Raw genomic sequence first — 15,226 nt, forward strand, 5'->3', positions numbered from 1 at the left:
TTTCATTTATTTTAGTAAAAGAACTCATCTTCAGTATCTTCTTCAACAAATTTAATACTTTGCCCATAAGGAAAGTGATAAATAATACCTTCTTCTTTTAAGTTCTTTAATGCTAAAGAAACTGATGTCTTATCCATATCAATTTTCATAACAATTTCTTTTTGACTAACCTCTACAAAATCTTGGGAATTAGCTACTGAAAACAAATAAAGTAATACTCGATACGCCTTCTTGCTTAAATTTTTATTTTCTGCACATCTCAGTAATAATTCATGGTCTATTCTAGTAGCATAAAACTTTTTAGATTGTTTAACACTCATTTTCAATCTCTTTTCTATAAGTTATTCAAAACAAAAGTTTTTTTATTCGGGAATTAAAAACTAATAATGTTTTATATATGAAAACTTTATAACTCCCAACTTTTTTTGTCAATAAAAAAAGCGGATTGATTACCGCTTTTTTCAGTACATTTCTTGTATGGTATCTTTTATAAAATTATTCTCTCTGAAGACCTTATAAATATGAACTTTTTGGTTTCTAGCTTTCTTATGCAATTCTAACAATACCGTTCCCGTAGAAGTAACCCCCCCTGTTTCTCTCTTTTTACTTAAAACTAATAATTCCTCAATAATTTGTTGTTTTAAGGAGATGGAGTCTATATTTAAAGCAGTAGACTCTACAATTTTTTAATCACATTATTAATTTCTTTTGAAGATAATGTAGAAAAAATCCCTAATGCATTAATTTCAAAATTAATTGTTTCTATTAGTTCTATACGCTTGTACTCATTCGATTTTTGTCGTTCCCGCATCGCAGCCTTAACTTTCCCTTCATACTGCGTATTCCTCTTATGATTCATCATCAACTCATCTAAATTAATCATAATATCCTCGTACTTATACATCGCTGCAAAGTCATTATTACGAATGGCATTTAACATCGGCTGGATAATTTTCATATCCTTTTTTGCTGTCTGCTTAAGCACTTTGGATGTAATAATTTCATCTTCATTATTTTCATCAAACAACGCCCGTTCCTGAGCCAGTATAAAGAGGTTTACGGCTACAGACGTTATCCCTTGGCATTCCTCGTAAAATGTCTTTTTAACGTCTTCTGTAAGCGGTGAGCGTATTTTTAGGCATTGCAACTCCCATAACGTTTCTAAAAAGAATTCCCATTCTTCACTTTGCTCATCCATCCGATCCCAAATAATTGCACCATCACTCGCCGCGCGTCTTGCTTGACGGAAGTTGCCTTTAAATAATTGCTGGGCTTTGGATGTTCCAATTAAAACAGTTGGAATCCCGACAGTATTTGAAAGTGTTACAAAGAAATTCAGCATTTCTTCTTGATCATTTTTCGCATGTAGTAAGTGTTGAATCTCATCAATCACAAGTACACCAACCAATACCGTACATGCTTGCTAATGAGGTCATATGCAATAGCATTGTTGAAGTAACACGATTTAAATAGCCAAACTTCTCTAAATAGCGCGTCCCTAATAAATCATCAATTGCTTTAAAAAAGCTTTTGCATAATGTTGAAAGGCTACCATCGTAAGGACAATCAATTTTGAGCCAAACGATTTGTGTATTATTAAAAGGCTGCTCTTCATACGTTTGGTGTTTAATCACTTGTGGATACATTAACAACAAACGTTCAATCGCTGTTGTTTTACCGATACCTGAAATGCCTATAATGGATAAACTGTCTGCCGTTGAGCGAATATGATTCAATCGTTCATCAATATATTTGTGTGCCTGTTCTTCATCTTCGCGTAAGTGGTGTAACACTCGAATTCGTTCAAGGAATGATTTATCTAATGGATTACGTGCTAAATAACCTCTACGGATTAATGTTGATAAACGACGTTCTACTTCAAAATGAATTGGTAATGGCTGAATGAAGTTTTTTACTCGCTTTAGTACGTGATAGCGAATGTTCGTTTCACTTTGCTTATCTTGCTCGCTAATACGTGGTGTTACCATAAAGCGGTCCAATACATCATCTTCACTAAAAATAGGAGGGAGCGCTTCGATGAACGGATTTTGAGCATATTCTGTCAGTTGTTGTGGCTTATAGTTTGCTACTTCTACATCGCCTTTTAAAACGACATTATTCATCTTTTCCAAACTGCTCATCTCGCTTCCGTTTTAGTTTTTCCATCAAGCGTGAAGATGTTTTCTTTTCTGGCTGCTGTTCTAACTTTGTATGCGATGCAAAGTCAATAATTTCTGCCGGTTGCTCCGCGACAATAGGGGCTAAATCAAATTTTTCTTCTTCACGATTAGCGGCTTTTTCAATCGTTTTATTATCTCGAATAGCATCGAGCTTTTCTTTTTTGCTTTTTGGTTGATGCTGTGCCTGTTTTTTCTTTTTCTCCGCTGCTTTAATAATTTGCTCCATCATTGTATCTGCATTAATTGTTAGCTGTATTTGCTTCGCTCGTTCCTCTTCTTCTAGCTCATTTCTTAGTTGTTGCTGGAACACAACATCTTCTAAAAAATCAAGTTTGTATTGCTGGCTTGGCTCTAGCAATATACATGTTTCGTAATCCATTCCATTATCATTCGGGATATAAATTTTTTCTAAATGACGCGGATCATAAACAATATCAATACTTTTATTTTTCAACTTTGCATACCACTGTTCTTCAATCGCTCGTTTCGAACCGTATAGTAAGTTTTTAAACTTAATGCCTGCTCGTGAAATAGTTGCTCTATCACGAGGCAATACATTTAATCGTAAAATATCTCGGTCCACAGTTCGAAGACGCCCTTTACGATTTTGAATGCCCCAGTTCCATAAGTTAATTGGCGTTGGCACAATTCCATCCGTAATCATTTCTTTTTCCATTGGGTACTTATCAATAATTTTATGGTTGTGCTGCAAAACTAGCGTAATGATGAGCGCTGTAAACTCTTTTAAGTTTAACGTAGCATCTAATCTGTAATCTCTGTCTCCACGCTCTCTGTATTCTTTTTGAATAGCACCAGGGGCTTTTTGCTTCACTTTGCCGTTAATGGTGCGGAATTTGCGTTCTACAATCCCCTTTAAATCGCCTCGGTATGCTGTTGTGTTTTCGATTTTAATATTTAAGTTATTAATGATTCCTTCTACTGCGTAACCTTCAAATTCACCTCTGTCTGCAATGATAATCTCTGGTAAATGATGAGTTGGCCATTGCTCATCTGTAATATCGATGTCATATTGCTTACAAAATGCTACTTTATCGGCAACCATGTTATCTAGAGCCATCATCGCTCCCAACCACGAAGGTCCTTCTAAACCTACATAAATACCTGTAATAATGCGCGAATAAACATCAACAATCGCATAAACTACAGGTCTACCAATAATTCGATTTACATCAAAAGAACTCACTAAATAAATATCTGCAATCGTTGCGTCAATTTGAAAACGTGTGCCTGGTCCATTTGTTTCAACTTTAGAATTACTTAATAACGGACGATACTTTAGCTCATATTCTTTTGCACTTTTGCGAAACTCGATGTCCTTCTTAGGATCCTCTAATTTCTTAAACCAGTAATAAAACTGGTGGTATGACGGAATTCGATTCGGCTCCCAAATGCGGTAATAGATTTCTCCATTTTCTTTATAGCGGTCTGAGTAAAAGTCCCGCAAAATAAATTCATATACATCCTTTAACGAATAATTATTTGCTTTACGGTAATATTTATTTATCGCGTGTTCAAATTGTGTTTTAATCTCATCTGTAATGTTAATGCCGCTTCGATATTCTCCATTAACTGTCACCCTACGTGGACGCCCTACTTTTTCATCACTCAACTTTTTTGTCTTACCTCGACCACCTGAATTTGCATAATCGGGGAGCATCGCATTTTTATTCATCCCACGCTGCCAATAACGGCTGAGTAATTTTTTCACCTTCGTTTTTCCTAAACCACTCTGTACTGAAATTTCAATAATTTTTGCTTCGCGTCCTTTTTTCTTCAAAAGCTCATTCATATTTGGGAGCAAATACTTTTCGACCATTTCCCAATCTTCATCACGTTTATTTTTTTGTACAGACGTTAATTCGCTATCTGGAATTGCTCTAGCAAAGGGATCCGCTACGATGAGTAACTGTCCCTCTATAAGTTCTAATTCTAAGTTGCTATATAATTCTCTTTTGGGCATAGCACTCGTTGTATCAATATTTACGACATAGACATAAGATTCCTCTATCTCAATGATCCGAATACGTTGCAAATCAGCAGTATACTGTAATACTTGGTTAATATAAATCATCCATATTTCACCTTCTTCAACTTACTTTCATCGATGGACTCAATGACAATTGGTTGCTCCACATTTAATGGCTCCAACATATCTACTCGAATCGTTTTCGTTGCGAGTAAATGATAAAACAGTGTTATCCCACTCCCTAAAGGCATATGCGTGTCCTTATCAAATTCACTTGTAATAGCTCTTACGCTTTCATCATTCGTTAAAAGACGTTGTAATAATGCCATAGACAAGTCTTCGATATACTGATCATTTAAGCTTTGAAAAGCGTCATAATGCTCAAGACTGTAGTAATCATGAATATAGCTAATATTTCTCGCCATTTCTTTAGGTATTTCTAGCTCCGTTACAATGCCCCAATCAATTTGTCTTATCTCCCAATAAACTCTTTCAATCTCAAACTTCTCAATAACCCGCTCTTTCAAAAGCTCATCTTTTATTTTGATTGTTCTAGCAAGTTCTACTAATCCCTCGCCTTTATCTATTGTTAATAAAAAATCCGTTGTCATTACAACTGGCTCATGTGTTTTTGGGTCTGTAGGATGTTTAATACCTAACTCATCTGCAATGACAATTGTTTCTTCCAACGGTAATAAAGGAAATTGCTCTCGAATATCAATAACGAAATTAGAATATTCAGTTAAATAAAAGTAGTTTCGTTCCAAATCCGATAAAAACTCATGTTGTCTATTAGTTTTAATGCCTCTTAAACGTGTGGACCTTCCCAATGAGGAAACATCTTGAATATTTAACCAAGGTTTATAATCAGCCCCTATACCAGAACCTCGACCTTCTTTAATCCATTTTTCGATTTTAGATGTTCTTGCTCGTTTAGACATAAAAAACATCCCTTTAGACAAATATAATCTAAAGGGGCATTTCATCGCAAATTTTTTACAACCGTCGCGACTTTATTTTAAACATCTTAACTTTTTTATAAACATCGCAACTTTATTTCAAAGCTACAATACAATAATTCTTCATATTCTATTCTTACTCAACAGTCACCGATTTAGCTAGGTTACGTGGTTTATCCACGTCACAGCGGCGATGTAGTGCAGCATAGTAGCTAATTAATTGTAAAGGTACTACTGATACAAGTGGTGTTAGTAATTCGTGAACATGTGGAATGACTAAACGATCACCATCTTCATCAATGCCAGCCATCGCGATAATACATGGATAGGCACCACGAGCTGCTACTTCTTTGACATTACCACGGATATTTAACCCTACTGATGCTTGTGTGACAAGCGCAAACACTGGTGTACCTTCTTCGATTAAGGCAATTGTTCCGTGCTTCAGTTCTCCACCAGCAAAGCCCTCTGCTTGGATGTAAGAGATTTCTTTCAATTTTAAGGCACCTTCAAGGCTGACATAGAAGTCCATATTACGGCCAATGAAGAATGCATTGCGTGCGATTTTTAAGTAATCTTCTGCGATGTCTTCTAACACATCTTTTGAATCGATAATTGTTTGGATGCCATTAGCGGCAATCGCAAGCTCTTGTTTTAAATCAAATTCTAAGCCTTTGCCATTTGCCTTTGCCGTTACATAGGCTGCTAATGCAAGTACTGCTACTTGTGCAACATAGGCTTTTGTAGAAGCTACTGCAATCTCTGGACCTGCGTGTAATAACAATGTATGATCTGCTTCACGTGATAGCGTAGAGCCAGGTACATTTGTAATCGTTAATGTTGGATAGCCAAGCTCTTTAATTTTTACAAGTACTTGACGACTATCTGCTGTTTCACCTGATTGTGTAATGAAGATAAATAATGGTCTTTCTGAAAGTAATGGTATGTTGTAGCCGAATTCACTAGAAATATGAACTTCTACTGGGATACCCGCCATTTTTTCGAAATATTGTTTACCGATAAGACCGGCATGATAGCTTGTGCCCGCCGCAATAATATATAAACGATCTGCTGCTCGTAATGCTTCTAAAATCTCCGCATCAATTGTTAAATCGCCATTGTCCCCTTCATATGCCTGAATGATTTTACGAATAACTGTAGGCTGTTCATCCATTTCTTTTAACATATAGTGAGGATATGTCCCTTTTTCAATATCACTCATATCAAGCTCCGCCGTATAAGGCGCACGCTCTACTACAGTACCATCTAATTTTGTAATTTCCACACTTGCTTTGTGTACGATAACTACTTCTTTATCGTGAAGCTCTACGTATTGATCTGTTACCTGTAGCATCGCCATTGCATCTGACGCAACAACATTGAAACCTTCTCCAATCCCAACTAGAAGTGGTGATTTGTTTTTTGCTACAAAGATTGTATCTGCCGCTTCTGCATCTAATAGTGCCAGTGCATAAGAGCCATGTAATAGTGATAGCGTTTTACGGAAAGCTTCTGCTGTGCTTAGACCATCTTTCACAAATAACTCTACTAATTGCACAATAACCTCTGTATCTGTATCAGATTTCATTGGAATGCCTTTTAAATAGGTTTTTTGCAATAAATGATAGTTTTCAATAACCCCATTATGCACAAGTGTAAAGCGTCCTGATGCACTTTGATGTGGGTGAGCATTTAAACGGTTTGGCACACCATGTGTTGCCCAACGTGTATGACCGATACCAATTTTCGCTGCAATGTCTTCGTCTACTGCCTCACGTAAATCTGCAATACGCCCTTTTTCTTTGAAAACCGTTACGCCTTCCTCATTACGCACTGCAATACCCGCTGAGTCATAACCACGGTATTCAAGCTTTTCTAAACCTTTTAATAAAATTTCCTTTGCATCTGATTCACCAATATATCCTACAATTCCACACATAATTCTCGTCCTCCGATATTGTCAATTTAACGCAATGACAAACTAGGCCTCATCCTATCGAATTTTTTTGAATGGATAAGCGATGCTTTATTTTTATAAAAAAATAAAGCACTCCTATACATGCAAGCTACTCACTCCACTCAGCCAACTGAATAGAGATTTTCGATATGTGAAGCTTCTTCTATTTATCTATTGCTTTTACTATACCTTCTCCATTTTCTGTACATTCAATCACTCAAATGCTTTCAAAATGAAAAATGACAATCGGGTATGTCGATTGGGAGGCATCCGCCGAATTTTCGATAAACCTCCACCTCGTCTGCTGAAGATCTTTTCGTCCGATTTCTTCAGCTCAGGCGCTATAATTGTTTTCCGATTTTGCGCTTTCTTTCCCTCCTTGGGCGCTCGTTAAAGGATAAGGTCGGACCTCATCTTCAACTTCTCCATCATACTCAATCATATGCTATCCGTCAAATTTTCGTTATAAAAAACACCTAGTCCCAATGCTTTTTCGTGACAAATATGTAGACAAAGTTATACTCATGTACTTTGATTAGCTTTGTACAGCTATATAATGTTATTCAATAGATCATACAAAAAAGACACAAGCAATTACGATGCTTGTGCCTATCCTTTATTTACTGTCTAATAATTTAACGATTTCTCTATTAAATGCTGGAAGATCGTCTGGCGTTCTACTTGTTACAAGCTGCTTTTGACAGACAAATACTTCTTCATCATGGAAGATTGCCCCTGCATTTTCTAAGTCTACTTGAATGGATTTATAGCCTGTGGCATCACGGCCATTTAATGTCTTTGCTGTAATAAGAAGTTGTGGTCCATGACAAATGGCAAAGGTAGGCTTCATTTCATCCATAAAGGACTTTGCAAATGCTACTACACGATCATCCGCACGTAATAGATCAGGAGAAAAACCACCAGGAATAAATAGCGCATCGTAATCAGTAGCTTTTACTTCATCAATGCCTTTATCAATTTTCACTGACTCTCCATGCTTGCCCTTAACTTCCTTGCCCGCTTCTGTATCAATTGTTACTAGCTGATGTCCAGCTGCTTCTAAAGCCTTTTTAGGGCTTGTAAACTCAATGTCCTCAAACATATCTGTTATAACTGTAGCAATTTTAGCCATATCAATAAAACACTCCTTGTTATTGTGACTCCTAATTACTGTTCCCCATCTCGCTTATTTAAAACATTCTTTTCAAACAAGTAAAACCCAATTTCCTATTTACGGAAATCGGGTTTTCTATATTGTTATTCTGTTAAGCCCATTTCTGCACGTACAACATCCGCAATACGCTCGACAAAACGCTCACAATCTGTTTCTGTTGCCGCTTCGACCATGACACGTACCAATGGCTCTGTACCTGAAGGACGTACTAAAACGCGACCATTTCCAGCCATTTCAGCTTCTACCTCTGAAATAACTGCAGCGACTTTCGCATTATCAGTTACAGCATGCTTATCTGTTACACGCACATTGACAAGACGCTGAGGGTAGATTTTCATTTCAGCTGCAAGTTCTGAAAGCTTTTTACCCGTCGCTTTCATAATGTTGACAAGCTGAATACCTGTCAGTAAGCCATCACCTGTTGTATTAAAATCTAGGAAGACGATATGCCCTGATTGCTCGCCACCTAAATTGTATTCATTGGCACGCATTTCTTCCACAACATAACGATCACCTACAGCTGTTTGTACACTTTGCATCCCGTTGTCAGCCACAGCTTTATAGAAGCCCATATTGCTCATTACTGTTGAAACAATCGTTTGCTTCTTCAATCGTCCTACCGCATTTAAATGCTTACCAATGATAAACATAATTTGGTCACCATCAACAATTTTCCCGTTTTCATCTACAGCAATTAAACGGTCACCATCGCCATCAAATGCTAAACCAACATCTGCATCTTTTTCGGTAACAAATTTAGCTAGTCCTTCTGGATGTGTTGAGCCTACACCAGCATTAATATTTAAGCCTGTTGGAGAAGCGCCCATTGTAGAAATGTCAGCTTCTAAATCAGCAAATAAATGTGTAGCTAATGATGAAGTTGCACCATGTGCACAATCAAGCGCTACATGAATACCATCAAATTCTTCATCCACTGTTTGCTTTAAGTATTGAATATATTTTTGACCACCTTCGAAATAGTCACTTACAGATCCTAAATCTGCTCCTATCGGACGTGGTAATGTGTCCTCTTGCGCATCAATTAACGCTTCAATTTCCGCTTCCTGGGCATCTGTTAGCTTAAAGCCATCAGGACCGAAAAATTTAATACCATTATCAGCAACTGGGTTATGTGAAGCTGAAATCATGACGCCTGCATCTGCGCTCATAATTCGAGTAAGATATGCCACACCTGGTGTTGAAATAATACCAAGACGCATTACCTCTACCCCAATTGATAAAAGTCCAGCCACAAGTGCACCTTCAAGCATCTCACCTGAAATACGTGTGTCACGACCAATTAAAACCTTTGGACGTTCAGTTGCATCCTTTGTTAAAACATAGCCACCTATACGTCCAAGTTTAAATGCAAATTCTGGTGTTAATTCACTATTCGCGACGCCACGGACGCCATCTGTTCCAAAATATTTACCCATTCTACTTATTCTCTCCTTCAATGCAAGACCGCGCCTAATGAGTTTCTATCAAGCATTAGACACTTGTCCGCTTACTTTTGGAAAAGTCTGCTTTTATTCATTCATTGGTAATTATTAATATTCCACTCTGTCAGTTTGTTTGATGAATCCTGAATTACTACTCAAGACAAACCTGGATTGGATTTTTGATTTAGAATCAAAATAAAATTATAGTCACATATTGTTTAAGAATCAATATCTTCCGATTCTTCGGTTGATGTATTTTTATCAGTTGTAGTGCTCTCATCTGTCACATCAGGTTCTTCAGTAGGAGGTGGCGTTTCCTCTGTAGAAGCTGGTGTTTTCTGTTGTTCTTCTTGCTCAACCTTTGTAATATCTGCATTCACTTTTATTTTCTTGTCAGATATTTTTGTCACACCATCTGGTAATTTTACATCAAATTCATAAGTTTTGGACTCAGTAATTTTTGACAGGTCCACTGTTATTGGAATAGCCGTTAAACTGTCAATAATTGATTTCCTACCATACACTTTAATCATTTTCGGTGTAAATGTTAATGAATTGATGATAATGTCTTCCGCCGCTTGCCCTGTTTCCTTGAGGACAACTGGGATCTCTCGACTGTACTCCCCTATATCTACTTGAACCTTCACAGTTGCAGGGTCAATAGTCACATCTAACTTATTTAAATCTCGATCTAATACTTTTACCGCTGCTTCCTGCGAGAATGATTGCTTCAAGCCTTGCTCCCCTGTAACAGTAGCTTTTACATAGCTAATGCTTTCAATAGCACTTTTTGCACCCGTTACATAAACAGTTGGTGGATTGGCTGTCATATCTTTTAATATATAACCTTCTTCGATTAGACGATTGTTCATTTCAGGGTCCACTCGGAACTCCTGCGTGACCTTTTCCTCAATATTTACATGAACGGTTGCAGGGTCTAATGTAACCTTTAACTTGTTTGAAATATTTTCGTATTGCAGTTTGACATCATGCTCTCCTAGCAATAAATTGCTTAAATCGGCAAATATAGAAAAATCCTTAGCCCCTTTTGCTTTTAAAACCAATGCCATCGGACCTTCTATCGTTACATCTACGGTTTCAGGTAAACCTGTCACAATAAGATTCTCATTATCATAATAAACATCTACTGGAACATCGCGAATGACATCCGTTTGTTCATTTGAGGTAGCTTTATTTAACGGTGATAACTCGGTACGAACTGAGAAAAAAAGCAAAAATGCCAAAAATAGCGCGATGATTCTTAATACCCAAGGGCTATCCATCATTTTATCCATTCTTTTTCCCCCTCCAAGTCAACTTAGAGGATGCATTTGATTCTTGTGCTGATCCGAACCACATTTTTCGTAATAATGTTTCGAACTCCTCTAGAGAAAGATTTCGATGGAGATTACCATTTAATGTTATGCTAATTGCACCTGTTTCTTCTGATACAACAATGGTAATAGCATCTGTGACTTCACTTAAGCCAAGAGCAGCACGGTGGCGTGTCCCTAACTCTTTTGAAATAAATGGGCTTTCAGATAAAGGTAAATAACAAGCTGCTGCCGTCACTTTATCTTTTTGCATAATAACCGCCCCATCATGTAGCGGCGTATTTGGTATAAAAATATTTATCAGTAATTCTGATGAAATTTCAGCATTTAGCCCTATACCCGTTTCAATATATTCATTAAGACCTGTTTCTTTTTCAATGGAAATTAACGCACCTATTCGACGTTTGGCCATATAACTAACAGATTTCTTCATAGCCTCAATAAGCCTTGTTTGTTCTTCTTCTTCTTGACTAGATGAACGTTGGAATAGCTTTCCTCGCCCAATTTGTTCTAAACCACGTCTGATTTCCGGTTGGAAAATGATAATAATCGCTAGGAAACCAAATTCAATAACTTGTTGAAGCATCCAGCCAAGTGTTTGTAACCCTAAAAGGTCTGTTGCAATTCGCGCAATAATAATGACGAATATTCCCTTAAGTAATTGGACAGCCTTCGTACCTTTAATGAGGGTTAAGACTTTATAAACAACGTACCAAACGAGCAGTACATCAATGAAGTTAATAACAATATTCACAGGCGTTAAATCCGTGAAATGTTCGATAATTTGCACGTGGCATCCCCCACTTTTCATTACGAATCCATACACATTCAAGTATATCACATTCTTAACAAATGTAACTTTTTTCAAATAAAAAGTCTACTCAGAAGAGTAGACCTTTCAGCCTCTCACGTGCACTATTTTTTAGGACGTATAGAGTGTTATTTAGTTTCTTCTTTTTCCTCAAATGTCATGGCTGTCTTTACAGAATTTTTAATCGTATACCATAACCATTCAAATACTTCGTCAATTTCTTCAATTCTCCCTGAAACTACCGCTGAAGATGCCATATATTGCCCGTTAATCACTGTGACGTTGCCATCAACTTCACCTTCAACAATCAAATCGCCATTTTTCACAACAATATCGCCTTTCACCACTTCTCCTTCAGGGACAATCACTGTTTGACCATCAACAACTAAATTAGGTTGCTTGGTTACTGAGAAATGCTGGTCATCCATGAAGCTACCCAATAATGTAGCACTCATGAATAAGCAAAATACTGCCGCCGCCACAAAGAACGGATGCCGGCGAATCCATTTTTGTATACCTACTCGACTTTTTGGTTTTGGTAAACGAGCCATCACTGCTGCTTCAAAATCCGGAGGCGCTGTAATATGGGAAGCACTCTTCACAAAGGCGATTGTTTCACTCAATTCTTGCATCAACTGTTTACAATCATTACATGTATGCAAGTGTTGTTTCAACTCTTGCTCATGCTCACGACTAATGTCACCGTCTAAATAATCATGCATATAGTCTATCATATGCTCTGGACAAGTATTCATGACGCTCCCCCTCCTACAGATTGTTTAATTGCTTACGTAATGCCTCACGTCCGCGGTGAATCCTCGTTTTCACCGTTCCAAGCGGCATATCTAAAATCTCGCTAATCTCTTGTAACGATAACTCTTCTATATATTTCAATACTATAACCGAACGGTATTTATCCGGCAATCGTCCAATTTCATATTGAATGCGATCTTGCAGCTCCATTTGTTCTAACTGCTCCTCTGGTAGCTGGTCGTCTGCTGCGATTTGCGAATACATATCAAGACCTTCTGTACCAGCTACTTCTGCATCTAAATAATAATCCGGTTTCTTTTTTCGAATACGGTCAATGCAGAGGTTTGTCGCTATGCGATAAAGCCACGTCGAAAACTTTCTTTTCTGATCAAATGTATGCAAGTTCATATAAGCACGTACAAAAGCTTCTTGAGCAATGTCTTCAGACTCTTGTTTGTTGCCTAACATTCGATAGCATACTTGGTACAGTTTGTGCTGATAGAGACTCACAATATCGGCAAATGCGTTTTGATCGCCTTTAAGCACTTGTTTTATTCTCTTATTTACTAACGCATCCATTGTGTTAACTTCTCCACCTTTACAACTGTCTTATACTATACGACGCACTGATAAGAAAAGTTTCGTTTTATTTCAATTATAGCAAAAGATTTTTATGCAATGTGGCAACAGGCAATTTTTTGTCAAATTTTCTTTAAACTAGTGTTTCCCCAAATAAAGATCCCATTAATGCAACAGCTACATTTGCTGTCGTATTCTTTTCATCTAAAATAGGATTTACTTCTACAAACTCTGCTGAAGTTACCATCCCTGATTCTTGTAACATTTCCATTGCTAAATGGCTTTCTCGGTACGTAATCCCTCCAGGAACTGGTGTACCAACTCCTGGCGTATAAAGTGGATCTAGTCCGTCTAGATCAAGTGATAAGTGTAAGCCATCAACATTTCGTTCCTTTAAATAAGTAAGTGCATCTTCCATCACACGTGTCATGCCAAGTCGGTCAATCTCATGCATTGTATATACTTTAATTCCTTGTTGACGAATCAATTCACGCTCTCCAGGGTCTACTGAACGAGCTCCAATAATAATAACGTTTTCTGGCTTAATTTTTGGCGCAAAGTTGCGAATTTGAACTAAACGCTCATGTCCTAGCCCAATACTAACTGCTAACGGCATTCCATGTATATTGCCTGAAGGTGTTGTTTCAGGTGTATTTAAATCTGCATGAGCGTCATACCAGATAACACCAAGATTTTTGTAATGCTCACCTAATCCAGCTAATGTTCCAATAGCAATACTATGATCTCCCCCAAATACGAGTGGGAACTTTTTCTGTTCTACTACTTCATGCACACTATTTGCTAAAGCAGTGCTAACGTCTACAACTTCCTCTAAATTAAGTAACTTTTCATCAACTGCTGCGTCTGCAAGCTTTTGACTAACACGAATATCCCCTTGATCTTGTACCTCGTGTCCGATAGCTTCTAAACGTTCAACAACACCTGCATAGCGAATAGCACTTGGTCCCATATCTACGCCACGGCGTGTTTGTCCATAATCTGTTGGTACTCCAATAATAGAAATATTAAGTTTATTCATGTTTTTATACCCCCTAAAAGTTATAAGACTATTGTAAAGCCTACATACCACTTGGCTCAACTCGACAGAAAGTTGCATATTTATTCAATTGTAAATAGCATAAAAAAATCTCTTACTGTTTTCAGTAAGAGATTAGTTATCTGTAGTTAATATAACACTTTTGAATAATTTTTATTCTAAAAAAGTGAGCCATGAAGGACTCGAACCTTCGACCCTCTGATTAAAAGTCAGATGCTCTACCAACTGAGCTAATGGCTCATAAAAGAAAAAATGGCTGGGGTACTAGGATTCGAACCTAGGCATGACGGAATCAAAATCCGTTGCCTTACCGCTTGGCTATACCCCAATCATTTATAAAACTGGTGGAGGGGGACGGATTCGAACCGCCGAACCCTAAGGAGCGGATTTACAGTCCGCCGCGTTTAGCCACTTCGCTACCCCTCCGAAATAACACAATAAGAATGGTGGAGGATGACGGGCTCGAACCGCCGACCCTCTGCTTGTAAGGCAGATGCTCTCCCAGCTGAGCTAATCCTCCATAGAAACAGGTGTTATATCACAGTTTATTTTCTTTATAAAGCCTATGTTTTAAATGGTGACCCCTACGGGATTCGAACCCGTGTTACCGCCGTGAAAGGGCGGTGTCTTAACCACTTGACCAAGGGGCCATTATTATGTCTTAAACAAGACAAGAATTATAATAACATTTTTAATTCATAATTGCAATACTTTTTTCATAAATTATTTTATGTATTATAGTACCTAAAATAGGGCAAAAAAATGGCTCCGAAGGCAGGACTCGAACCTGCGACAACCTGATTAACAGTCAGGTGCTACTACCAACTGAGCTACTTCGGAACAATGCTATTCACTTTGGTTTTAGACAACCTCTTAAGTACATTTATTATTATAGCAAGCATTATAAATAATGCAAGTCATTTTGTGATAATTTTTATATTTTTTTGTCGAAGTTTGCCTATATATCCATCTGAGAGCATAAATAGTTCTCTA

General features: G+C 37.5%; 11 protein-coding genes, 6 tRNA genes and 1 pseudogene. All 18 read right to left on the reverse strand.

Annotated features, from left to right (window positions below; translation table 11 throughout):
- Positions 1-11: 11 nt before the first annotated feature.
- Positions 12-320 (reverse strand): hypothetical protein, encoded by a 309-nt coding sequence (locus MHB40_RS24155; RefSeq protein WP_342442002.1) that lies wholly within the window; start codon positions 318-320, stop codon positions 12-14.
- A gap of 141 nt (positions 321-461) precedes the next feature.
- Positions 462-2,141, reverse strand: a pseudogene (locus MHB40_RS24160) (ATP-binding protein).
- Positions 2,116-4,272, reverse strand: a complete 2,157-nt coding sequence (locus MHB40_RS24165; RefSeq protein ID WP_342533593.1) for a transposase — start codon at positions 4,270-4,272, stop codon at positions 2,116-2,118. The pseudogene MHB40_RS24160 and the gene MHB40_RS24165 overlap by 26 nt, the downstream one beginning before the upstream one ends.
- Positions 4,269-5,108, reverse strand: coding sequence for a TnsA endonuclease N-terminal domain-containing protein (locus tag MHB40_RS24170; RefSeq protein WP_342442005.1), 840 nt, complete (start codon positions 5,106-5,108; stop codon positions 4,269-4,271). The genes MHB40_RS24165 and MHB40_RS24170 overlap by 4 nt, the downstream gene beginning before the upstream one ends.
- Positions 5,109-5,262: 154 nt before the next feature.
- Entirely contained in the window at positions 5,263-7,065 is a 1,803-nt protein-coding gene (glmS, locus tag MHB40_RS24175) for a glutamine--fructose-6-phosphate transaminase (isomerizing) (protein ID WP_342533594.1), read from the reverse strand.
- A 634-nt stretch (positions 7,066-7,699) separates the two neighbouring features.
- A complete protein-coding gene (locus tag MHB40_RS24180) occupies positions 7,700-8,215 on the reverse strand; it encodes a type 1 glutamine amidotransferase domain-containing protein (RefSeq protein WP_205446143.1) in 516 nt (171 codons plus the stop codon).
- Positions 8,216-8,340: 125 nt separating this feature from the next.
- Positions 8,341-9,693, reverse strand: coding sequence for a phosphoglucosamine mutase (gene glmM, locus MHB40_RS24185; RefSeq protein WP_342533595.1), 1,353 nt, complete (start codon positions 9,691-9,693; stop codon positions 8,341-8,343).
- 224 nt (positions 9,694-9,917) lie between these two features.
- Entirely contained in the window at positions 9,918-10,994 is a 1,077-nt protein-coding gene (locus MHB40_RS24190) for a CdaR family protein (protein WP_342442009.1), read from the reverse strand.
- Positions 10,987-11,823 (reverse strand): diadenylate cyclase CdaA, encoded by an 837-nt coding sequence (gene cdaA / locus MHB40_RS24195; protein WP_016995289.1) that lies wholly within the window; start codon positions 11,821-11,823, stop codon positions 10,987-10,989. The genes MHB40_RS24190 and cdaA overlap by 8 nt, the downstream gene beginning before the upstream one ends.
- A 149-nt stretch (positions 11,824-11,972) precedes the next feature.
- Positions 11,973-12,599: an anti-sigma factor gene (locus MHB40_RS24200; protein WP_342442010.1), complete on the reverse strand. Its 627-nt coding sequence runs from the start codon at positions 12,597-12,599 to the stop codon at positions 11,973-11,975.
- A 13-nt stretch (positions 12,600-12,612) separates the two neighbouring features.
- The gene (sigW, locus tag MHB40_RS24205; protein ID WP_004225410.1) at positions 12,613-13,176 is read right to left on the reverse strand and encodes an RNA polymerase sigma factor SigW; all 564 of its coding nucleotides are present in this window, start codon (positions 13,174-13,176) and stop codon (positions 12,613-12,615) included.
- 133 nt (positions 13,177-13,309) lie between these two features.
- Positions 13,310-14,215 carry an arginase gene (gene rocF / locus MHB40_RS24210; protein ID WP_205446147.1) on the reverse strand — a complete coding sequence of 302 codons (906 nt, stop codon included), beginning with the start codon at positions 14,213-14,215 and terminating at the stop codon, positions 13,310-13,312.
- A 185-nt stretch (positions 14,216-14,400) separates the two neighbouring features.
- Positions 14,401-14,473, reverse strand: a tRNA-Lys gene (locus tag MHB40_RS24215).
- 13 nt (positions 14,474-14,486) lie between these two features.
- Positions 14,487-14,561 (reverse strand) — tRNA-Gln (locus tag MHB40_RS24220).
- 14 nt (positions 14,562-14,575) lie between these two features.
- Positions 14,576-14,659, reverse strand: a tRNA-Tyr gene (locus MHB40_RS24225).
- An 18-nt stretch (positions 14,660-14,677) separates the two neighbouring features.
- Positions 14,678-14,753: transfer RNA gene (locus tag MHB40_RS24230), tRNA-Val, on the reverse strand.
- 55 nt (positions 14,754-14,808) lie between these two features.
- Positions 14,809-14,883, reverse strand: a tRNA-Glu gene (locus tag MHB40_RS24235).
- Positions 14,884-14,996: 113 nt separating this feature from the next.
- Positions 14,997-15,073: transfer RNA gene (locus tag MHB40_RS24240), tRNA-Asn, on the reverse strand.
- Positions 15,074-15,226 lie beyond the last annotated feature (153 nt).

The sequence above is a fragment of the Lysinibacillus sp. FSL K6-0057 genome (assembly GCF_038630885.1).
Classification (GTDB): Bacteria; Bacillota; Bacilli; order Bacillales_A; family Planococcaceae; genus Lysinibacillus; species Lysinibacillus fusiformis_F.